Origin of the sequence: Citrobacter sp. Cf125 (assembly GCF_030333935.1) — a bacterium.
GTDB classification, from domain to species: domain Bacteria; phylum Pseudomonadota; class Gammaproteobacteria; order Enterobacterales; family Enterobacteriaceae; genus Citrobacter; species Citrobacter freundii.
This window is the reverse complement of record NZ_JAOWEY010000022.1, coordinates 1,298,818-1,320,674: the sequence shown is the minus strand read 5'-3', so window position 1 is coordinate 1,320,674 and position 21,857 is coordinate 1,298,818. Positions and strand designations below refer to the sequence as shown.

The following is a 21,857-nucleotide window of genomic DNA, read 5'->3' as shown; positions in this document are numbered from 1 at the left end:
GATGGGCTTTTTTGCGTGTGTGCGGGGTAAAAACCGCCGGGCTGAACGTATTGTGCAGGCCTGATAAGCGCAGCGCATCACGCAATTCCGGCGGCAGATTGCTGGATTCGACGTAACCGCCTTAATCGACTAACAAAAGCACACTGTCTCGATCTACTACACGGATCTCTCCCTCGAACATATCTGAATCCTTTCTCTGCTAATTAAAATCGTGATCTTTCCTGCATAATAATATATAACAATTATATAACATTTAATTCACCAAAAAACACACAACCATCATTGATAAATTCATGCGATCGTTGGCAGGGGTACAATTCTAATGGCTGATAGTAGTGTAACTGAGAACGGGGCGCTGGCAGACGGCGATACCCGCCGTCGTATATGGGCGATTGTCGGAGCATCATCAGGGAATCTGGTCGAATGGTTTGATTTCTATATCTACTCTTTCTGTTCTCTTTATTTTGCTCATATCTTTTTCCCATCAGGAAATACCACCACACAACTCTTACAAACCGCCGGCGTGTTTGCCGCAGGCTTCTTGATGAGACCAATTGGAGGCTGGTTGTTTGGCCGTATTGCGGATAAGCACGGGCGTAAAAAGTCCATGTTGCTGTCCGTTTGTATGATGTGTATGGGATCGTTGGTGATCGCTTGTCTACCGGGATATGAAACTATCGGTACCTGGGCCCCTGCGTTATTACTGCTGGCCAGACTATTCCAGGGGTTATCTGTAGGTGGTGAATACGGAACCAGCGCGACCTATATGAGTGAAGTTGCCGTTGAAGGTAAGAAAGGTTTTTATGCTTCATTCCAGTACGTGACGTTAATCGGCGGGCAGTTACTGGCATTGTTGGTTGTGGTCATATTACAGCACACGTTAGAAGACTCTGCGCTCAGAGCGTGGGGGTGGCGTATTCCATTTGCGTTGGGCGCCGTGCTGGCTATTGTTGCGCTATGGCTGCGTCGCCAACTGGATGAAACCTCGAAACAGGACGTTCGCGCGCTGAAAGAAGCGGGTTCCCTGAAAGGTCTGTGGCGTAATCGCAAAGCCTTTGTCATGGTGCTTGGCTTTACCGCCGCGGGTTCGTTGTGTTTTTACACGTTCACAACCTACATGCAGAAATACCTGGTCAATACAGCTGGTATGCATGCCAACGTAGCCAGCGGGATTATGACGGCGGCACTGTGTGTGTTCATGCTGGTTCAACCGCTGTTCGGCGCTTTGTCAGATAAGATTGGCCGGCGTACTTCAATGCTGTGTTTTGGCGCGTTGGCTGCGATTTTCACTGTTCCCATTCTGACAGCATTGCAAAGCGTAACATCCCCGTATATGGCGTTTGCTTTGGTGATGAGTGCCCTGTTAATCGTGAGTTTCTATACGTCAATCAGCGGTATTTTGAAGGCTGAGATGTTCCCGGCGCAGGTGCGCGCTCTGGGAGTTGGCTTATCTTATGCGGTGGCTAATGCCCTGTTTGGTGGCTCAGCTGAATATGTGGCGTTATCCCTGAAGTCTGTCGGTATGGAAACGACATTCTTCTGGTACGTCACCGCGCTGGCAGTTGTCGCGTTTTTAGTATCGCTGATGCTGCATGGGAAGGGGAAAGGTCTGCGCCTCTAGTAATGTGCCAGTTGCCAGACCGCATAGCCGGTAGACGCGCCTGCAACATCCCAGGCGAAGTCCTTCCAGCTCCAGCCGCTCCCTGCGGGACGGCTGTCCCACAGTTCTTTTGACGCGCCCAGGCTGACTGAGAACATCAGGCCGATAGCCGCACTGCGATCGCGGCTGTTGCCCTGATGTTGGGCATATTCATTGCCGGCTGCGGCAAGCATGGCGGAGGCGATGAAGTGTTGAGCTTTGTCTTGCCCACTCCACTGGTCGTTAGCCATGTGGCTGCAGCCAGAAATGGCCAGGATGCTGGTAAGAATGAACAGGCGCACCGTTGCCTCCATATGAAAAACCCCGTCACTGGACGGGGTCTTGATTACAGAATACGGCTAATTAATCTGTCGATACGAATACGGCGTAGTCGACGAATGAGCTTACGCACTTTGACTGGATAGTCAGCAATACTTTGCAGGTCGCGATAGTGCTTAACGACGGTAGTATGCGTACGGATAAGCTCCAGCTCTTTATCGCGCTGGGGAGTCAGCTCTTGCTTAGGATCGTGGATAAGGATGGCATTTTCCAGATCCAGACGCCAGGCGCGAGGGTTAAGGTTGTTGCCGGTGAGCAGCATCCATTTATCATCAACCCACATACCTTTCAGATGATAGGTGTTGTCATCATCTTTCCATAGGCGTACGACCAGCTGGTCGGTATTCACGTAATACTGCAATCTGCTCAGGAAACGGCGCAGATTTATTTCATACAGATAAGGCAGCGCGCCGATGATCTTGAATGGCTCATCTTCTGGAATGAAAAAGTCGTTGGCGGTTTTATCACCGACAATGATTTCAACCTTTTTCCCTTCACGCAGCAGTTGAATGATATTGCGCACCAGTATGGCGGGCAGGTTGAAATAAGGGGTACAGATTGTGAGTTTGTGCTCCGCGCAGGGCATAAGATGGAAAATGGTCTTATTTAACAGACTGGATTTCCCAAGGCCCACCAGAGGCGTAACCGAAAGCTGTTCGTTATCAGCATCACCCTGAAAATGGAATGACGCATCACGCAGTTCTTGGCGGTACAGGCGGATATCGTTTTTAATTTCCGGGCTTTTAGGTCGGTTGATATCATCAAGGCGGTTAACGCCGCGACCCTTTATCAGGTTCTGCGTAACCCAATCGAACATGATATCGGCCATTTGCGCATTGCGAATCAACTGATAACGGTCATAGCGATATTTATCATGCTGATGCAGGTAAACATCGTTCAGACTGGCCCCGCTGTACAGGACGCTGTCATCGATAATAAAGCCTTTGAAATGCAGGACGCCAAGCGCTTCACGGGTGTTAATCGGAACGCCATAAACAGGAATATCGATACCAAGGTTTTCTTGCGCCATTCGGCAATACCAGTCAGCATTAGTATTGGATGCCGCAGCCCCAATACGACCGCGCTGAGCTCTGTGCCAGTCGACAAGTACCCGGACATCCAGTTCAGGACGCTGCCGTTTTGCCGCATAGAGAGCGTCAAGTATGCCTTTACCACCGTCATCCTGTTCCAGGTACAGCGCAATAATGCAGATCCGTCGCGTCGCGCTGGCTATTTTTTCCAGCAGAGTCTCCCTGAAATTAGCGGGAGCATAAAAGAAATCTACATCATCAACTGACTGAGAAATCTTGGGTAGTTGGGCAAGGTGTTGTTGATGTTTATTACGCTTAAATTTTGACAACATCACAGTGCATTTCTTCTCTGTTCATTGAAGGGTCCTCTGTGCTATGCAGACGACATAAGCGGGCAATGATACCACCAGTACCCATTAATGTGGTCAACATTTCCAGTACCTTACTCACGATTCCTCACATTGGGCCAGATTAAGCGTTAGCCCAACAATTCCCTCTTCGAGCTGGACGTCAACAACAAACCCGAGTTTTCGGGCCAGGGCGACCATCCCACGATTGTTTGGCATCGTAATACCATTCAAACGTATAAGTCCGTGATCTCGGGTATATGCAATTAATTTTTCCATCAATCGGCGACCCAGTCCAAGCCCTTTGAGATCGGAACGAACCAGTACGGCAAACTCAGCATCTACGTTATCAGGATCCGAGATTGCTCGCGTTACGCCGAGGATCTCTTCGTGATTATCTTTACAACGCACCGCAACAAAAGCCATTTCCCGATCGTAGTCGATCTGCGTCATATTGGCTAAATCTTCGTGGGTAAATTCATTGATCTCACTGAAATAGCGATAATAAAGATCTTCTTTTGTCACTTGAGAAATGAACTGCTGTAGATGAGGTTCATCCTCCGGTAAAATGGGGCGGAACAGACAGCGCTCGCCGTTCTTCAACTCCACCCACTCTTCAAGCTGATGGGGGTAGGGACGTACAGCCAGCCTGCTTTCGTTATCTCCCACGAAAGGGGCAATATCCAGCGTAACGTCCAGCGCGGTAAATTCTTCGGCGGAGGCCAGCAGAGGATGAATATCCAGACGCTGAATTTCCGGGCAGTCGACGATCAAGTTGGAGACCTGCACCAGAAGTTGGCTCAACCCGGCGATATCCAGCGGACGTAGTGCGCTGCGAGCGCGGATCTTTTTATTTTTGATCCCCTGGATCACCAGATAACGCGCCAGATTCATGTTCAATGGCGGCAAGGCCACCACGGCTTGCTCTTCCGGTCGCCACTCAACACCACCTTCACCCAGCATAATCAACGGACCAAATACCGGGTCGTGTTCAACGACGACGCGAAGTTCTTGAGCACCAGCGCGATTCGCCATACTTTGTACTAATAAACCGTGAATGCGTGCCTGCGGCCAGGCCATTTTTACCCGATCGAAAATTGCATTGGCAGCCTGCTGCACTTCTGTTGCTGTACGCAGGTAGAGCATTACCCCCTGAACTTCCGACTTATGCGGGATATCAGGAGAACGCAGCTTGAGCGCCACCGGGTAGCCGATTTGCTCCGCGATGTGTACGGCCTCTGCGCTGTCGCTGGCGATCCATGTCGGCAGTGTATGTAAGCCATAGGCCTGTAAAATAGGCTGAACTTCATGAGTATCCAGCGACGTTGCGCCTTCTGCAATCGCCTGTTGTAACAGATTATGCGCTTCGGCGGTGTTGGTGGTCAGATTGTCAGGTAGCGCAGGCGTTTCACGCAGTTGCTTCTGGTTACGCCGGTACTCCACCATATGCATAAATGCAGTGATAGTGCCTTCAGGCGTGCGGTAGGTTGGTAATCCGGCTTCGCTAAACAGTCTGCGTGCTTCCTGTGAGGAAAACTCTCCGCACCAGTTGGTCAGCAACGAGACGAATTTTCCTCGGGGATGATGCTTTACCGCTTCAATCAATGCCTGTGCGCTTTCGGTTCCGGGAGCGGCTGCGCTGGGTGAATGAATCACCATCAACGCGTCGAAATCCTGGCTGGCGAGCAAAATATCCAGCGTCTTAACGTAGTGTTCGCTGCTGGCGTCATCACGCAGATCCAGTGGGTTGGCGATATCAACATGTTCAGGCAAGGCATCGCGTAATTTCTGGCAGGTGTCTTCATTCAACGTCGCCAACTTGCCATTTTTTGACCACAGTTCATCTAATGCCAGTGCGGCAGGCGCGGCCCCATTGCTGATGATCATTAGCCTGTCGCCACGTAGTGGACGCATGTGGCTCAAGGTTTCGACTGCTGAGAACAGCTCGTGAGTGTCTTGTACGCGCAGTAAACCGGCGCGCTGAATAGCTGCATCCCACGCAGGGTCCATCCCGGCGCTGGTATGCAGTAAACGCTGCGCTGCAGGGCTGCGACCGCTCTTAATCACCAGAATAGGTTTATTGCGCGAGGCGCTACGGGCGGCGGAAACAAAGCGCCGGGCATCACTTAAATGTTCGAGATACAGCAATATCGCGCTGGTTTTACTGTCGCGTGCCAGGTAATCCAGTAGCTCATCAACGTCGATATCCAGGCTATCACCCAGCGCGATAAAGTAAGAAAAGCCCATTTCTCTCTGCTGTGCCCAGTCGAGTATGGTATTGGACACGGCGGCGGATTGAGAGATGAAAGCCAGCTTGCCGCGCTTAATCGGGACGGGGGAAAAGCTGGCGTTAAGTCCTTGCCAGGGTGCGAGAAGTCCCAGGCTGTTGGGACCCAGAAGACGTATGTTGTAGCGTGATGCGCAGGCCAGCAGCTCCGCGTGCTGCGCCGAGGGTGCTGAGAGAATAATGCAGGTTTTACAACCTTTCTCGCCAAGTGCTTCGAGTAATGCCAGGTTACGGCTGGCATTGGTGCACAACACGGCGAGATCGGGGCTAAAAGGCAGGCTGTTGATATTGGGCCACGCCAGTACGCCCAACACCGCTTTCCATGCGGGCGTCACCGGTAAAACAGGTCCATTGAAACCGCCAGCAAGCAGGTTACGCATCATCAGGTAACCCGCGCGATTAGGCTTCATTGACGCCCCAATCACCGCAATGGATTTCGGTCGCAATAGTGCTTCCAGACCACGCTGACTCATATCGGCTTCCTTAATGACACCAGTGACCGAATGATTTTAAACGTTTTCTGATGAATCTGCTGTGACGTTTCCCTGATGTTGAGTTTTTCCTGCCAGGTAGCGGGTTTTAAAGCGAGTAAAATGATCGCTTAACCCTTCTGCGGCTTGCGTATCTCCCGCCAGATCCAACAAGGCGATGGCCACCTCGGCTGTGCAATATTGCCCTTCGGCGTGAACGCCACGCAGGTGGTAAGCAGAAAGGCGTGATAAATCAACAGAGATCACCGGCAGGTTATCGAGGTACGGGCTTTTGCGGAACATTTTACGCGCCTCAGGCCAGGTGCCGTCGAGCATGATAAACAATGGGGGCTTACCGGCTGGTGGCGTGAAAATCACTTCACGCTCTTCACCCGCATAGGAGGCCGGGAATACAACCATCGGTTGGTAATCCGGATTTTTTACCAGTTCCAGCAGCGCCTGCGGCGGCTCGGTACGTGACCACTGAAAAGCCGTGGTATCGGGCAGAATATCGGCAATTAAACGCCCCGTGTTGCTGGGCTTCATCGGCTCGGTATCAAACATCACCAGACAAAAGCGACTTTTTGCCTCAGAGGGCGCCAGAGTTGCGCACAAGCAGAGCTTCTGCGGCAGCAGGCAGCGTTGACAGCGGCGAACGCGATTACCTCGGGCAAGGAAAGGACGCGTGGCGCGCGCGAGGCGCTCAGCGCGTAACTGAAGAACAGCGTTATCGGTCATGGGGAAACACGTTGAAAAACGCTATTGTCGCAGAGGTGAAAACGGGGCACAAGATGCACCCCGTAGAGATTATAATGATTCGTTAAGCCAGCTATCAAACGGGGCTTTTGGTACAGCGCCGTTAAGCATGTCGACGATTTCACCTTTTCTGAAGATCATGATGGTCGGAATGCTGCGGATACCGAAACGGGCGCTGAGTTCACGCTCGGCTTCCGTATTCACTTTAACAAAACGCACTTTGCCGCTACGCTCTTCCGCGACATCTTCAAAAATCGGGGCGAAGTTACGACATGGACCACACCAGGGGGCCCAAAAGTCAACGACCACCGGGAGATCGTCTTTTAACAGTTTATCCAGTGTCTCACCGGTCGCATTGATCACCTCCCCATCAAACAGGTCGTGACCACAGCGTCCGCATTTAGCCGCTTCCTGGACACGATCGTCAGGGATGCGGTTGATAGCCTGGCAGCTGGTACAAACGGTATTCATAACTAACCTCTGGATGAGTGGAGTGGACTTCACGGCATAAACGCCAGTATGTTTCTATTATGTTACATATTATCGGAGAGTCTGTTCTAAACAACAATGCGTTTTATTCAATGAGTACAATAGTCCTTAGCTTTTAAATGAAATAATGGCTAACGACGTGCACATCGGGTAATCTGCGCGCTTCGCGCAGAGCAGGTGGAGAAAAACATGAGCGACGAACTGAAGAACAAAAACGGCAAGGTCAAAGTGATGTACGTCCGCAGTGACGATGACTCGGATAAACGCACCCAAAATCCACGTACTGGCAAAGGCGGCGGTCGCCCCGGTACTTCCCGAGCCGAAGGCGGTCGTCGCCCTGCCCGTGATGAACGAAAGGGTCCGAACAGCGAACGTGGTCGTGAACGCGGGCGTGACCGCGATGTAGAACGCGACCGCAGACGTGAAGATTCACCGTGGCGTACCGTTTCCCGCGCACCGAATGATGACGCAGCGGATAAAGCCGATCACGGCGGTATTAGCGGTAAGAGCTTTATCGATCCTGAAGTATTACGCCGTCAGCGCGCGGAAGAAACCCGCGTTTACGGTGAGAATGCCTGTCAGGCTCTGTTCCAGAGTCGTCCGGACGCTATCGTCCGCGCCTGGTTTGTTCAGAGCGTAACCCCGCGTTTTAAAGAAGCATTACGCTGGATGGCGGCAAACCGCAAAGCCTATCACGTGGTTGACGAAGCCGAGCTGGCGAAAGCCTCTGGCACTGAACACCACGGTGGCGTCTGTTTCCTGATCAAAAAACGTAACGGTACTACCGTTAAGCAGTGGGTCGGTCAGGCAGGGGCGCAGGATTGCGTGCTGGCACTGGAAGATATCGCTAACCCGCATAACCTGGGCGGTATGATGCGTAGCTGCGCGCACTTCGGTGTGAAAGGCGTGGTGGTTCAGGATGCGGCGCTGCTGGAATCGGGGGCGGCTATCCGTACTGCTGAAGGTGGAGCAGAGCATGTTCAGCCGATTACCGGTGACAGCATTGTCGATGTGTTGGACGATTTCCGTAACGCGGGTTACACGGTAGTGATGACCTCAAGCGTGAAAGGTAAACCGCTGTTTACTACCACGCTGCCGGAAAAAATGGTGCTGGTATTAGGGCGTGAGCGTGAAGCTCTGCCAGAAGCAGCATGTTCAGCCGACGACCTGTGCGTGGCGATTGACGGTACCGGCAAGGTAGAAACGCTCAATGTTTCTGTCGCGACCGGCGTGTTGCTCGCGGAGTGGTGGCGTCAGAACAAAGCCTGATAATAAAAATGCCAGCGAATCGCTGGCATTTTTTTACTCGCTTTCTGCGGGTAATACCGGCATCCAGTCAATCGGTTTTTCACCTCGTTGTTCCAGCCATTCATTCGCCAGTACAAAGTGATTGCAACCAAAGAAACCGCGATGCGCAGAGAGCGGTGATGGGTGTGGCGCTTTCAACACATGGTGACGCTGCGCATCAATAATCGCGCCTTTCTTCTGTGCGTGAGAACCCCAGAGCAGGAAAACCACGCCTTCCCGATGTTGGTTAATCAGGCTGATGACTTTATCGGTAAATGTTTCCCACCCAAGGCTGGCGTGAGAATGTGCCTGACCGGCGCGAACGGTGAGTACGGTGTTGAGTAATAGTACCCCCTGGAGTGCCCAGCTTTCCAGATATCCGTGTGTGGGGCGGGTGAAGCCGGGAATTGTTGCTTCCAGCTCTTTGTACATGTTCAGCAACGAAGGTGGAGTGGCAATCCCCGGACGAACAGAGAACGCGAGACCGTGTGCCTGGCCTGGGCCGTGGTAAGGATCCTGACCCAGGATGACAACTTTCACGTCACCAAGCTCGGTAAAACGAAACGCGTTAAACACATCTTTTTGCGGCGGATAAATTGTCATTCCTGACTGACGCTCGCCGGCAACAGTATGCAGTGTGTTAACAAAATAAGGCTGCTGTTTTTCTTCAGCCAGCACATCGTGCCAGGTTAATTCGGTGGCCATCTCGCTCTCCTGCGAATTTTCAATCCCCCTAGCTTAACTGCTTCTTTCGACGTCGCAAAATTCTGTACGTTTCTCAATGGTCTACCCCTTAAAGATAGTTGAAAATTTATGTAAAAAGTTTAGCTGTGTATACTGCGTAAGTTGATGTAAAACAATAAAATCCACCTATCACCACTTTTCATGTGTGGTTTTTATTGATTTAAATCAAAGATTCGAGGGTGTGTGAGGGGTATATATACACTCAAGCAACAATGGTTTTACCAATTGGCCGGATGACGGCCAACCGAGATCAAATAATTTTGCCGGGGAGGCATCAAATGATTACAGGTATCCAGATTACTAAAGCTGCAAACGACGACCTGCTGAACTCTTTCTGGCTGCTGGACAGCGAAAAAGGCGAAGCACGCTGCATCGTTGCGAAAGCAGGTTTCAATGCTGATGAAGTCGTTGCTGTCAGCAAACTGGGCGAAATCGAATACCGTGAAGTACCGGTAGACGTACAGCCGGAAGTCCGCGTGGAAGGTGGTCAGCACCTGAACGTGAACGTTCTGCGTCGCGAAACGCTGGAAGATGCAGTTAAGCATCCGGAAAAATATCCGCAGTTGACCATCCGTGTTTCTGGTTATGCAGTGCGTTTCAACTCTCTGACCCCAGAACAGCAGCGCGACGTTATTGCTCGTACCTTTACTGAGAGCCTGTAAGGCTCACGGGGAATAGCCCCGTTTAGCAAAGAATCAAAAAGCGGAAGATGCCAGTGTGTCTTCCGCTTTTTTGCATCCGTTAGTAAAAGATCCTTACCGCGCAATACACCAACAGCAGCGCCAGAATGATATTCAACTGCCGGCCGTAACGGCGAAAAACGCGCTGAAAAAGATGGCCCGCCAGCGCCCAGCAGGCATTTCCGAAGGTGCCGATCAGCGCCAACAGAATACTCACCCCAATCAGCCAGTGTGCGTCCTGAGTGTACGGTAATACAAACGTGGATAACGCGGTAATGCCGTACAAAATGATTTTGACGTTAACAAACTGCAAGCCAAAACTCGCCCAGAAGCTAATCGGCTCTGACAGCAAACCATCGTTTGTAGCCGGGCTGGTGGCGATCTTCAGCGCCAGCCACAGGATATAAGCTGCCCCAGCCCAACTGAGCCAATGGATAATGGCAGGATCCAGAACCGCCAGTGAAAATGAAATCCCGGCGCACATCAGCATGACGATTAAAAAGCCCAAACTCATTCCGGCCAGTACGCGCGTACTCTGACGAAAACCGTGTGATGTCGCGGCACTGAGCGCAAGGATGTTGTTTGGTCCGGGGGTTAGCGCGGTAATCAATGTATAGGTCCAGAATGCACTTAAAAGGGTGGGGGTCACTTGTTATCTCCTCTGTTTTGGTAGACAGTACCCGAGACAAAACATTTAAAAAAATGAATGTTTTTGCATTCTGAATTCGATATTTTCGATGGGTTAGTGCGAATGGATTTACGTCGGTTTATTACGTTAAAAACAGTGGTGGAAGAGGGCTCATTCCTGCGGGCATCACAAAAACTGTGTTGTACGCAATCAACAGTTACCTTTCATATTCAACAGCTTGAGCAAGAACTTTCGGTGCAGTTGTTTGAAAAAATTGGACGCCGGATGTGTCTCACCAGTGAGGGAAAACGGCTGATGCCGCATATCCATGACCTGACTCGCGTGATGGCATCGATTCGACAGTCAGCACATCAGGATGCGCAGCCGAGCGGCGAGCTACGTGTCGCGACGGGCGAAACGCTGCTGGCGTATAAAATGCCGCAGGTTTTACAGCGATTTAAACAACGTGCGCCCCATGTGCAGTTGTCTTTACAGTCACTCAATTGTTATGTCATTCGCGATGCGTTGCTCAGTGATGAGGTCGATCTGGGGGTGTTTTATCGGGTGGGTAATGACGATGCCCTTGAGTTGATGCCGCTTGGCGATCAGTCACTGGCATTAGTTGCTTCGCCGCTGCTCCAGCACGTTGATTTTACTCAGTATAACCAGCACATTCCCTGCAGTTTTATCATTAATGAGCCGCAATGTATTTTCAGACAGCGCTTCGAGGGGCTACTGCGTAAACGACAGATTACGCTGGAAAATACCATTGAGTTATGGAGCATTGAAAGCATTAAGCAGTGCGTATCGGCAAATCTTGGGGTCAGCTTTTTGCCGCGTTTTGCCGTTGAGAGGGAGCTACGTTCAGGGGAGTTGATTGAATTACCGTACAGTGAACAACCTGAGTTAATTACGGCATTGTGTGGTTATCATGCCGGAAAAGTCGTTAGTCCGGCGATGCGTGTGTTTCTTGAGTGTATTGAAGAGAGTTTTGCATCACGTGAAAAAATGCCGGGCTAAACGGCCCGGCATTCGGTTTACTCTTTGTCGGACTGCTGGGTAGCAGCTCCGCTCGGCTTACGACGTTTGCCGATATTTTTTGCATCGCGGTGACGTTTTTTCACCCGCGGCTTCTCTTTCTCTTTCGCTTTTTTCTCGGCGCGCTTCGCCAGCACTTTCTTGGATGGTTTACCGTTGGATTTCTCACTTGGCGCGCGCGTGGTTGGACGCAGTTCGTCGATGACGCGTGCTTTCAGCGGCTCGTCAATATAGCGGCTCGCTTTGCCGAGAAGCAGATGGTCGTGCGCTTCAACCAAAGAGATCGCAGTACCTTTACGACCTGCGCGACCGGTACGGCCAATGCGGTGCAGATAGGCATCGCCACTGCGCGGCATGTCGAAGTTAAACACATGGCTGACGTCAGGAATATCGATCCCGCGAGCGGCAACGTCGGTGGCTACCAGCACGTTCACGCGGCCATCGGTCAGGCGTTTGATCGCTTCATTGCGTTTGTTCTGCACCATCTCGCCTTCGAGATAGCAGTTGTTAATGCCCGCCTGGCGCAGCCAGCCTGCCAGCTCGTGCACACGCTCGCGTTTACGTACGAAGACAATCGAGCGGGTCGCTTCCGGCTGTTTTAACAGATGGATCAGCAGGGCAGTTTTGTGCTCGATGTCATCAGCACGGTAGTAAAACTGATGGATCTTCTTGCGTTCGCGGGTGGACGGATCCGCTGAGACTTCGACCGGATCTTCCAACAGACGCTCGGCAAAATCTTTAATCGCATCGCCTTCCAGCGTGGCGGAGAACAGCATGGTTTGCTTACGCCAGCGGGTTTCACCGGCGATATGTTCGATGTCCTGGGCAAAACCCATGTCCAGCATACGATCTGCTTCATCGAGAATTAGCGTCTCAACCGCATGGCAGTCGAAGTTTTCTTCTTTAATGTATTGCAGCAGACGACCCGTGGTGGCAACCACGATGTCCTGGTTTTCGCTAAAGACTTCCATGTGGTTCATGTAAGCCACGCCGCCGGTAATGGTCGCGATATCCAGATGCGTATTTTTCGCCAGCTCACGGGCGTGTTCAGCAACCTGCATCGCCAGTTCGCGCGTTGGCGTCAGGATTAAAATGCGCGGCGGACCAGATTTCTTGCGTGGGAAGTCGAGCAGGTGCTGCAACGCTGGCAGCAAATATGCCGCCGTTTTACCGGTGCCTGTCGGCGCAGAACCGAGTACATCACGGCCATCGAGCGCAGGCGGAATGGCGGCAGCCTGAATGGCGGTCGGGCGAGTGAAACCTTTTTCCTGGAGGGCATCCAGAAGGCTTTCATCGAGTTCAAGTTCGGAAAAAGTCGTTACAGTCATGTTCTACCTCTGAGTGGGGCGCTGATTATAGACGTTACGGCTGCAATCTTCATCTGTTTGTATGGATATACCTTCTCAGGTATTGTTTTTATCCTATGTTATCGTTTTTTTTCCAGGAAGGTTGTTCTTCATGCCCCAGTCTACATCCGTACTGAAACGTAATGGATTTACTTTTAAGCAGTTTTTTGTGGCACACGATCGCTGTGCAATGAAAGTCGGAACGGACGGCATTTTATTGGGGGCCTGGGCCCCCGTTGCGGGCGTAAAGCGGATCCTGGATATTGGTACCGGGAGCGGCCTGTTGGCGCTGATGCTGGCCCAGCGCACTGATGAAAACGTCATCATTGACGCCGTGGAGCTTGATGTCGACGCCGCGCAGCAGGCGCAGGAGAACATCGCGCAATCTCCGTGGATGCATCGCGTGAGTGTTCATACAGAAGATGCGCAACAGTGGATACCGCGTCAGACCGTGCGTTTTGATTTGATAATCAGCAATCCTCCCTATTATGAACAGGGCGTGGAATGCGCTACACCGCAGCGCGAGCAGGCCCGCTATACCACCTCGCTCGATCACCAGGCGTTGCTTACGTTGGCGGCGGACAGCATTACGGAAGACGGTTTTTTTTGTGTGGTGCTACCGGAGCAGATTGGTAACGCATTTACTCAGCAGGCGCTTAGCATAGGCTGGCATCTGCGATTGCGCACGGATGTAGCAGAAACCGAGGCCCGTCTACCGCATCGGGTATTGCTGGCATTCTCCCCGCAGGCCGGGGAGTGCTTTAGCGACAGGCTGGTGATCCGTGGGCCAGACCAACGTTACTCTGAAGGTTATACGGCGCTGACCCAGGCGTTCTATCTGTTTATGTGATGACTGAGCGGCGAGAGAATTGACGGGCCCGCCTCTGGAAGCTGTTCTGGGTAATCCAGCGTGTAGTGCAGGCCCCGACTCTCTTTGCGCATCATCGCGCAGCGGACAATCAGCTCGGCAACCTGCACCAGATTGCGCAGCTCCAGTAGGTTGTTCGACACACGGAAATGGGCGTAATACTCGTCGATTTCCTGTTGCAGCATGGTGATACGACGCAGGGCGCGTTCCAGACGTTTAGTGGTGCGCACAATACCGACGTAATCCCACATGAACAGCCGCAGCTCATGCCAGTTATGCTGGATAACAACCAATTCATCTGGATTTTCTACCCGGCTTTCATCCCATCCCGGGAGCGTGCTGACGCCGCGTGCATAAGGCATACGCCTGTCGATATCTTCAGCCGCGGACCAACCGTAAACCAGACACTCCAGCAATGAGTTCGATGCCATCCGGTTGGCGCCATGCAGGCCGGTGTAACTCACTTCGCCGATCGCATACAGCCCATCGACATCGGTACGGCCAAAGTCATCAACCATCACGCCGCCGCAGGTATAGTGCGCGGCAGGCACGATGGGAACAGGTTCTTTGGTTAGATCAATGCCCAGTCCCAGCAACTTTTCATAAATCATCGGGAAATGCTGACGAACAAATTCTTCCGGTTTATGACTGATATCGAGGAACATGCAATCTGCACCCAGGCGCTTCATTTCATGATCAATGGCGCGGGCGACAATATCGCGGGGAGCCAGTTCGCCACGCTCGTCAAAATCGGGCATAAAGCGTGAACCGTCCGGGCGTTTCAGGTGCGCGCCTTCGCCGCGCAGCGCTTCGGTCAGCAGAAAATTGCGCGCCTGCGGATGATACAGCGCTGTTGGGTGAAACTGGTTAAACTCCAGGTTGGCGACGCGGCATCCCGCACGCCAGGCCATTGCAATTCCGTCACCCGAGGAAATATCCGGATTGGTGGTGTATTGATACACCTTTGACGCGCCGCCGGTTGCCAGCACTACCGACTTCGCATGGCAGGTTTCTACGGCTTCTTTATTACGATTCCAGATCCAGGCACCGACAACCCGACGCGTTCCCGGCAGACCGATTTTATCGGAGACAATCAGGTCGACAGCATTACTGCGCTCGAGAACCCGGATGTTGGGATGATTTTGTGCCTGGCTGACGAGGGTGGTTTCGACTTCTTTGCCGGTAGCATCCGCAGCGTGCAGGATGCGTCGATGGCTGTGACCGCCTTCACGGGTCAGGTGATAGCTCTCTTCACCGTTAGGCTGAACCTGCGTATCAAATAAGACGCCCTGATCGATAAGCCATTGAACGCAGGTACGCGCATTGCTGGCGACAAATTCCACCGCATGGCGATCGCACAGCCCGGCCCCGGCAATCAGCGTATCTTCAACGTGGGAGTCGATACTGTCGGTTTCATCGAAAACCGCGGCAATACCGCCCTGGGCATAAAATGTCGAGCCTTCGCTGACCGGCCCTTTGCTCAGGACAATAACCTGATGCTTTTCAGCCAGGCGCAGCGCCAGTGAGAGTCCGGCAGCCCCGCTGCCAATGATCAGCACGTCACAGGATAATTCAGGAGTCGTATTCATGATTTTTGTTTAATTTACTAAACAGTGTTTGGTCACCATAGCACCACATTGCGCGATACTGCACGTTTTATTTTTAAACGTGTTGCAATGACTAAACATGAAAGAAAAACATGATGAGGGTGAAATAGGCAAAAATATTTTGTGAAGCAGGCCGTTAGCATCAGATTATGTGATGAAATAAAGTGCCCGTTGGGTTACTCTGCAAGCGGTGAAATGGGCATTTCTGTACAGATAGTGCGTTGATCGGGTTATGTAGACTTATAATGAGAGATAAGACCTGTCTACAACATGACAAACAAAAAACAATGCGTAACGGAACTTTACGAAACTTGAGCACTCTAAGCATTTGCTTGCTCATAGTGAAGCTGATGGAGTGGCGTTTCGAAGGCGCGTGGAAATTTGGTTTGGGGAGACTTTACCTCGGATGAGCGAGCAGTTAACGGACCAGGTCCTGGTAGAACGGGTCCAGAAGGGAGATCAGAAAGCCTTTAACCTACTGGTAGTGCGCTATCAGCATAAGGTGGCGAGTCTGGTTTCTCGCTATGTACCATCGGGTGATGTACCCGATGTAGTACAAGAAGCATTTATCAAAGCCTATCGTGCGCTGGACTCGTTCCGGGGGGATAGTGCTTTTTATACCTGGCTGTATCGTATTGCGGTCAATACAGCGAAGAATTACCTGGTCGCTCAGGGGCGTCGTCCACCTTCCAGTGATATAGATGCGATTGAAGCAGAAAATTACGAAAGTGGCGGTGCGCTGAAAGAAATTTCGAACCCTGAGAACTTAATGTTGTCAGAAGAACTGAGACAGATAGTTTTCCGAACTATTGAGTCCCTCCCGGAAGATTTACGCATGGCAATAACCTTGCGGGAGCTGGATGGCCTGAGCTATGAAGAGATAGCCGCTATCATGGATTGTCCGGTGGGTACGGTGCGTTCACGTATCTTCCGAGCGAGGGAAGCTATTGATAATAAAGTTCAACCGCTTATCAGGCGTTGACGATAGCGGGATACTGGAAAAGGTATTAGGCATGCAGAAAGAAAAACTTTCCGCTTTAATGGATGGCGAAACGCTGGATACTGAGTTGCTCAAAGAGCTGGCTCACGACCCGGAAATGCAAAAAACCTGGGAGAGTTATCACCTGATTCGCGATTCCATGCGAGGTGATACTGCCGACGTTCTCCATTTCGATATTTCCGCCCGCGTAATGGCCGCCATCCAGGATGAGCCGGTACGTCAGACGGCGCCATTGATTCCTGAGGCCCAGCCAGCACCGCACCAGTGGCAGAAAATGCCGTTCTGGAAGAAAATGCGTCCGTGGGCCGCGCAGCTTACTCAAATGGGTGTGGCCGCGTGTGTATCACTTGCAGTTATTGTTGGCGTCCAGCACTATAATGGGCAATCTGAAACGTCCCAGCAGCCCGAAACGCCGGTATTTAATACATTACCGATGATGGGTAAAGCCAGTCCGGTAAGCCTGGGTGTACCTTCTGACGCGACGGCCAGCGGCGGTCAGCAACAGCAGGTACAGGAGCAGCGTCGTCGTATTAATGCCATGTTGCAGGATTACGAACTGCAACGTCGACTGCACTCTGAACAGCTTCAGTTTGAGCAGGCCCAGACACAGCAAGCCGCTGTGCAGGTGCCAGGAATTCAAACTTTAGGAACGCAATCGCAGTAATGAAGCAACTTTGGTTTGCCATGTCACTTGTGGCTGGTAGCCTGTTCTTCTCTGTCAACGCCTCGGCCAATCCTGCGTCCGGGGCGTTGTTGCAGCAGATGAATCTGGCCAGCCAGTCGCTCACCTATGAGCTGTCATTTGTCAGCATCAATAAGCAGGGTGTTGAATCCCTACGTTATCGCCATGCCCGCCTGGATAACCGTCCGCTCGCGCAACTGTTGCAAATGGATGGTCCGCGCCGGGAAGTGGTACAACGTGGCAACGAAATCAGTTATTTTGAGCCAGGTCTCGAACCGTTCACGCTGAACGGCGACTATATCGTTGACTCACTGCCCTCCCTGATTTACACCGACTTCAAACGTCTTGCTCCCTACTATGATTTTATCTCAGTAGGCCGCACCCGTATTGCCGACAGGCTCTGTGAAGTGATCCGCGTTGTGGCGCGTGACGGCACCCGTTACAGCTATATCGTTTGGATGGACACTGAGACCAAGCTGCCAATGCGTGTTGATCTTCTTGACCGTGATGGCGAAACGCTGGAACAGTTCCGCGTCATCGCGTTTACTGTTAACAACGGTGTCAGCGACAGCATGCAGACGCTGGCGAAAGCCAATCTGCCGCCGTTGTTGTCAGTTCCTGCGGGTGAGAAAACCAACTTCAACTGGAGTCCGTCGTGGTTGCCGCAAGGCTTCAGCGAGGTGTCCAGCAGTCGACGTCCGCTGCCGACGATGGATAACATGCCGATCGAATCACGGCTTTATTCCGATGGTCTGTTCAGTTTCTCCGTGAACGTAAACCGCGCGATGCAAAACAGCGCCGATCAACTGCTGCGCACTGGACGCCGCACGGTTAGCACCAGCGTGCGAGATAACGCCGAAATCACTATTGTCGGTGAGCTTCCGCCGCAAACGGCGAAGCGTATCGCGGATAATATTAAGTTCAGGGCTGCACAATGATTAAAGAGTGGGCGACGGTCGTCTCCTGGCAAAATGGTCTGGCGACGGTCAGCTGTGATGTTAAAGCATCATGTAGCAGCTGTGCTTCCCGGGCCGGATGCGGGAGCCGCGTGCTGAACAAACTGGGACCACAGACCACACACACCATCGTGGTGCCCTGCGACGAACCCTTGACCCCTGGTCAAAAAGTTGAACTGGGCATTGCCGAAGGTAGCCTGCTCGGTTCGGCGATGCTGGTCTACATGTCTCCGTTGGCGGGACTGTTTCTTTTCGCGGCGCTATTCCAGGTACTGTTTGGTTCCGATCTTGCGGCATTAAGCGGAGCAGTGCTGGGGGGCGTGGGCGGATTCCTGATTGCTCGTGGATACTCTCGTAAGCTTGCTGAACGCGAAGCCTGGCAGCCGGTCATTCTGAACGTTGCTCTCCCACCCGATCTTATTCGCGTCGAAACCCAGCAGTGATATCTTTGCCTGATGGCACTGCGCTTATCAGGCCTACAGCGTCCTCAGATGCAGGCGTAGGCCGGATAAGGCGTTTATGCCGCCATCCGACAAAAGTTTCATCGACTTTGCAAAGTTGTTTCCAGTTCCCGCTATCCTTGCTCTATGAACATTTCCTCGCCTCAGCGTTGTAGTGTAGAATGCGGCGTTTCACTTAAACAGACGTTAAGCTCAGAACAGCGACTTCTCAGAGCCTGCTCAGGCGGGCGTAAGGCACAATAATTACACTATATGAAGAACATACGTAACTTTTCAATCATAGCTCACATCGACCACGGTAAATCGACGCTGTCTGACCGTATTATCCAGATCTGCGGTGGCCTGTCTGACCGTGAAATGGAAGCGCAGGTTCTCGACTCGATGGATCTTGAGCGTGAGCGCGGTATTACTATCAAAGCGCAGAGCGTGACGCTCGATTTCAAAGCATCTGATGGTGAAACCTATCAGCTTAACTTTATCGACACCCCGGGCCACGTTGACTTCTCGTATGAAGTTTCCCGCTCGCTTGCCGCCTGTGAAGGTGCACTGCTGGTGGTTGATGCCGGGCAGGGCGTAGAAGCGCAGACCCTGGCTAACTGCTATACCGCCATGGAAATGGATCTGGAAGTGGTGCCGGTTCTGAACAAAATCGACCTACCGGCCGCCGATCCTGAACGCGTAGCGGAAGAGATCGAAGATATCGTCGGTATTGATGCGACAGATGCCGTTCGCTGCTCGGCGAAAACTGGCGTTGGCGTCACTGACGTTCTTGAACGTCTGGTACGCGACATTCCGCCGCCGGAAGGTGATCCGGAAGGCCCATTACAGGCGCTGATCATCGACTCCTGGTTCGACAACTACCTTGGCGTGGTGTCGCTGGTGCGTATTAAAAACGGCACCATGCGTAAAGGCGACAAAATTAAAGTAATGAGCACCGGTCAGGTCTATAACGCCGACCGCCTGGGGATCTTCACGCCAAAACAGGTTGACCGTACCGAGCTGAAATGCGGCGAGGTAGGTTGGTTGGTTTGTGCGATTAAAGACATCCTCGGCGCGCCGGTTGGCGATACCCTGACGCAGGCGCGTAACCCGGCAGACAAACCGCTGCCAGGCTTTAAAAAAGTGAAGCCACAGGTTTACGCCGGTCTGTTCCCGGTCAGCTCTGACGACTATGAAAACTTCCGTGACGCGCTTGGCAAGCTGAGCCTGAACGACGCCTCCCTGTTCTACGAACCGGAAAGCTCTACCGCGCTGGGCTTCGGCTTCCGTTGTGGCTTCCTTGGTCTGCTGCACATGGAGATCATTCAGGAACGTCTGGAGCGTGAATACGATCTGGATCTGATCACTACCGCGCCGACCGTAGTCTACGAAGTCGAAACCACGGCGAAAGAGACTATCTACGTCGATAGCCCGTCCAAGCTGCCGCCGCTGAACAACATCTACGAACTGCGTGAGCCGATCGCTGAGTGTCACATGCTGCTGCCGCAGGCTTACCTTGGCAACGTCATCACCCTGTGTATCGAGAAGCGTGGCGTCCAGACCAACATGGTTTACCACGGTAACCAGGTGGCGCTGACGTATGAGATTCCGATGGCGGAAGTAGTACTCGATTTCTTCGACCGTCTGAAGTCGACCTCTCGCGGCTATGCGTCGCTGGACTATAACTTCAAACGCTTCCAGGCGTCTGACATGGTGCGCGTTGATGTCCTTATCAACAACGAACGTGTCGATGCGCTGGCGCTGATTACTCACCGCGACAACTCCCAGAGCCGTGGCCGTGAACTGGTTGAGAAGATGAAAGATCTAATCCCTCGCCAGCAGTTTGATATCGCGATCCAGGCGGCCATTGGTACGCACATCATCGCGCGTTCAACCGTGAAGCAGCTGCGTAAAAACGTTCTGGCGAAATGCTACGGCGGTGATATCAGCCGTAAGAAAAAGCTGCTGCAAAAACAGAAAGAGGGTAAAAAGCGCATGAAGCAGATCGGTAACGTCGAACTGCCGCAGGAAGCGTTCCTCGCCATTCTGCATGTCGGTAAAGACAGCAAATAATCTTAAGGAGTTGGCATGGCGAACATGTTTGCCCTGATTCTGGTGATTGCCACACTGGTGACGGGCATTTTATGGTGCGTAGATAAATTCATCTTCGCACCAAAACGCCGGGAGCGTCAGGCAGCAGCGCAAGCTGCTGCAGGTGATTCACTGGATAAAGCAACGCTGAAAAAAGTATCCCCTAAGCCGGGCTGGCTGGAAACCGGGGCATCCGTTTTCCCGGTACTGGCGATTGTGCTGGTGGTACGTTCATTTATTTATGAGCCGTTCCAGATCCCGTCAGGTTCGATGATGCCGACGCTGCTTATCGGTGACTTTATCCTGGTGGAGAAATTCGCCTACGGGATTAAAGATCCGATTTACCAGAAAACGCTGATCGAAACCGGTCATCCGAAACGCGGTGATATCGTGGTGTTTAAATACCCGGAAGATCCGCGCCTGGACTACATTAAACGTGCTGTCGGTTTACCGGGAGACAAAGTAACGTACGATCCAGTGGCGAAAGAGGTGACTATTCAGCCAGGATGCCGTTCCGGTCAGGCGTGTGAAAACGCGCTGCCGGTAACGTATTCGGATGTTCAGCCAAGTGATTTCGTACAGACCTTTGCGCGCCGTAACGGTGGGGAAGCGACCAGTGGCTTCTTTGACGTTCCGCTGAACGAAACGAAAGAGAACGGTATTCGTCTCTCTGAGCGTAAAGAAACGCTGGGTGAGGTTACGCATCGCATTCTGACCGTGCCAATCGCGCAGGATCAGGTGGGAATGTATTACCGCCAGCCTGGTCAGCAACTGGCAACCTGGATCGTCCCGCCAGGGCACTACTTCATGATGGGTGATAACCGTGACAACAGCGCGGACAGCCGTTACTGGGGATTTGTGCCGGAAGCGAATCTGGTGGGTAAAGCGACCGCTATCTGGATGAGTTTCGATAAGCAAGAAGGTGAATGGCCGACCGGTGTGCGTTTAAGCCGTATTGGTGGCATTCACTAATCGCCGATAATCGTTCACGTTGTCGTCATTACGGCGGCAGCGTGAATTATTTCTCGGATAAATTCCCGCAGACTAACGACATCCCTTGTCGTTGTGTATAGAATATTCCCCCGAAGTTTTAGGTTGGCACCGACAGGTTGCCACGGCACACGAAACAGCG

General features: G+C 52.3%; 21 protein-coding genes. 12 read left to right on the top strand and 9 right to left on the bottom strand.

Features of this window, described 5'->3' with window-relative positions; all coding sequences use genetic code 11:
- The first annotated feature begins 322 nt into the window (after window positions 1-322).
- Complete coding sequence (locus OGV89_RS10530) at window positions 323-1,621, top strand: MFS transporter (RefSeq protein WP_016150786.1); 1,299 nt, start codon at window positions 323-325, stop codon at window positions 1,619-1,621.
- Here OGV89_RS10530 and OGV89_RS10525 read toward each other — a convergent pair.
- The 5 genes from OGV89_RS10525 to trxC all read right to left on the bottom strand — a co-directional run bounded on the left by OGV89_RS10525 (window position 1,618) and on the right by trxC (window position 7,340).
- Window positions 1,618-1,953, bottom strand: a complete 336-nt coding sequence (locus OGV89_RS10525; protein ID WP_153687927.1) for a YfiM family lipoprotein — start codon at window positions 1,951-1,953, stop codon at window positions 1,618-1,620. The two genes, OGV89_RS10530 and OGV89_RS10525, sit on opposite strands and share 4 nt — an antisense overlap.
- Window positions 1,954-1,985: 32 nt before the next feature.
- Window positions 1,986-3,341, bottom strand: a complete 1,356-nt coding sequence (gene pssA, locus OGV89_RS10520) for a CDP-diacylglycerol--serine O-phosphatidyltransferase (protein ID WP_032939274.1) — start codon at window positions 3,339-3,341, stop codon at window positions 1,986-1,988.
- A gap of 114 nt (window positions 3,342-3,455) precedes the next feature.
- Entirely contained in the window at window positions 3,456-6,116 is a 2,661-nt protein-coding gene (locus OGV89_RS10510) for a bifunctional acetate--CoA ligase family protein/GNAT family N-acetyltransferase (protein ID WP_003847049.1), read from the bottom strand.
- Window positions 6,117-6,152: 36 nt separating this feature from the next.
- Window positions 6,153-6,851 carry a tRNA-uridine aminocarboxypropyltransferase gene (gene tapT, locus OGV89_RS10505; RefSeq protein WP_003847051.1) on the bottom strand — a complete coding sequence of 233 codons (699 nt, stop codon included), beginning with the start codon at window positions 6,849-6,851 and terminating at the stop codon, window positions 6,153-6,155.
- 69 nt (window positions 6,852-6,920) lie between these two features.
- A complete protein-coding gene (gene trxC / locus OGV89_RS10500; RefSeq protein ID WP_003037559.1) occupies window positions 6,921-7,340 on the bottom strand; it encodes a thioredoxin TrxC in 420 nt (139 codons plus the stop codon).
- A 207-nt stretch (window positions 7,341-7,547) separates the two neighbouring features.
- Between trxC and OGV89_RS10495 the strand changes: the two genes are divergently transcribed.
- Window positions 7,548-8,627 (top strand): tRNA/rRNA methyltransferase, encoded by a 1,080-nt coding sequence (locus OGV89_RS10495; protein ID WP_003037560.1) that lies wholly within the window; start codon window positions 7,548-7,550, stop codon window positions 8,625-8,627.
- A 33-nt stretch (window positions 8,628-8,660) separates the two neighbouring features.
- Here the strand turns inward: OGV89_RS10495 and ung are convergent, their stop codons facing one another.
- Window positions 8,661-9,350, bottom strand: a complete 690-nt coding sequence (ung, locus tag OGV89_RS10490; protein WP_003847054.1) for a uracil-DNA glycosylase — start codon at window positions 9,348-9,350, stop codon at window positions 8,661-8,663.
- A 317-nt stretch (window positions 9,351-9,667) separates the two neighbouring features.
- Here ung and grcA point away from each other — a divergent pair, with 317 nt between their 5' ends.
- Entirely contained in the window at window positions 9,668-10,051 is a 384-nt protein-coding gene (grcA, locus tag OGV89_RS10485) for an autonomous glycyl radical cofactor GrcA (protein ID WP_003037563.1), read from the top strand.
- 79 nt (window positions 10,052-10,130) lie between these two features.
- Here the strand turns inward: grcA and eamB are convergent, their stop codons facing one another.
- Complete coding sequence (gene eamB / locus OGV89_RS10480; RefSeq protein ID WP_003847056.1) at window positions 10,131-10,718, bottom strand: cysteine/O-acetylserine transporter; 588 nt, start codon at window positions 10,716-10,718, stop codon at window positions 10,131-10,133.
- Between the two features lie 102 nt (window positions 10,719-10,820).
- Here eamB and OGV89_RS10475 point away from each other — a divergent pair, with 102 nt between their 5' ends.
- Window positions 10,821-11,717: a LysR family transcriptional regulator gene (locus OGV89_RS10475; RefSeq protein WP_003847059.1), complete on the top strand. Its 897-nt coding sequence runs from the start codon at window positions 10,821-10,823 to the stop codon at window positions 11,715-11,717.
- Window positions 11,718-11,734: 17 nt separating this feature from the next.
- On the opposite strand, the gene srmB is transcribed toward OGV89_RS10475, so the two are convergent.
- Window positions 11,735-13,063, bottom strand: coding sequence for an ATP-dependent RNA helicase SrmB (srmB, locus tag OGV89_RS10470; protein ID WP_003037569.1), 1,329 nt, complete (start codon window positions 13,061-13,063; stop codon window positions 11,735-11,737).
- Between the two features lie 130 nt (window positions 13,064-13,193).
- Between srmB and trmN the strand changes: the two genes are divergently transcribed.
- Complete coding sequence (gene trmN, locus OGV89_RS10465; protein ID WP_003847060.1) at window positions 13,194-13,931, top strand: tRNA(1)(Val) (adenine(37)-N(6))-methyltransferase TrmN; 738 nt, start codon at window positions 13,194-13,196, stop codon at window positions 13,929-13,931.
- On the opposite strand, the gene nadB is transcribed toward trmN, so the two are convergent.
- Window positions 13,916-15,538, bottom strand: a complete 1,623-nt coding sequence (nadB, locus tag OGV89_RS10460; RefSeq protein ID WP_003037572.1) for an L-aspartate oxidase — start codon at window positions 15,536-15,538, stop codon at window positions 13,916-13,918. The two genes, trmN and nadB, sit on opposite strands and share 16 nt — an antisense overlap.
- A gap of 263 nt (window positions 15,539-15,801) precedes the next feature.
- On the opposite strand from nadB, the gene rseD reads away from it, so the two are divergent.
- The 7 genes from rseD (at window position 15,802) to lepB (ending at window position 21,697) form a co-directional block, all read left to right on the top strand.
- Window positions 15,802-15,966: a rpoE leader peptide RseD gene (rseD, locus tag OGV89_RS10455; protein ID WP_049259737.1), complete on the top strand. Its 165-nt coding sequence runs from the start codon at window positions 15,802-15,804 to the stop codon at window positions 15,964-15,966.
- A complete protein-coding gene (rpoE, locus tag OGV89_RS10450; protein ID WP_003037573.1) occupies window positions 15,963-16,538 on the top strand; it encodes an RNA polymerase sigma factor RpoE in 576 nt (191 codons plus the stop codon). Before rseD ends, rpoE begins: the two co-directional genes overlap by 4 nt.
- A gap of 31 nt (window positions 16,539-16,569) precedes the next feature.
- Window positions 16,570-17,220 (top strand): anti-sigma-E factor RseA, encoded by a 651-nt coding sequence (gene rseA / locus OGV89_RS10445; protein WP_003037574.1) that lies wholly within the window; start codon window positions 16,570-16,572, stop codon window positions 17,218-17,220.
- Entirely contained in the window at window positions 17,220-18,176 is a 957-nt protein-coding gene (gene rseB, locus OGV89_RS10440) for a sigma-E factor regulatory protein RseB (RefSeq protein ID WP_003847063.1), read from the top strand. The genes rseA and rseB overlap by 1 nt, the downstream gene beginning before the upstream one ends.
- A complete protein-coding gene (gene rseC, locus OGV89_RS10435; RefSeq protein WP_003037576.1) occupies window positions 18,173-18,637 on the top strand; it encodes a SoxR-reducing system protein RseC in 465 nt (154 codons plus the stop codon). The genes rseB and rseC overlap by 4 nt, the downstream gene beginning before the upstream one ends.
- A gap of 270 nt (window positions 18,638-18,907) precedes the next feature.
- The gene (lepA, locus tag OGV89_RS10430) at window positions 18,908-20,707 is read left to right on the top strand and encodes a translation elongation factor 4 (RefSeq protein WP_003037577.1); all 1,800 of its coding nucleotides are present in this window, start codon (window positions 18,908-18,910) and stop codon (window positions 20,705-20,707) included.
- 15 nt (window positions 20,708-20,722) lie between these two features.
- Window positions 20,723-21,697 (top strand): signal peptidase I, encoded by a 975-nt coding sequence (gene lepB / locus OGV89_RS10425; RefSeq protein ID WP_003847065.1) that lies wholly within the window; start codon window positions 20,723-20,725, stop codon window positions 21,695-21,697.
- Window positions 21,698-21,857: the final 160 nt, after the last annotated feature.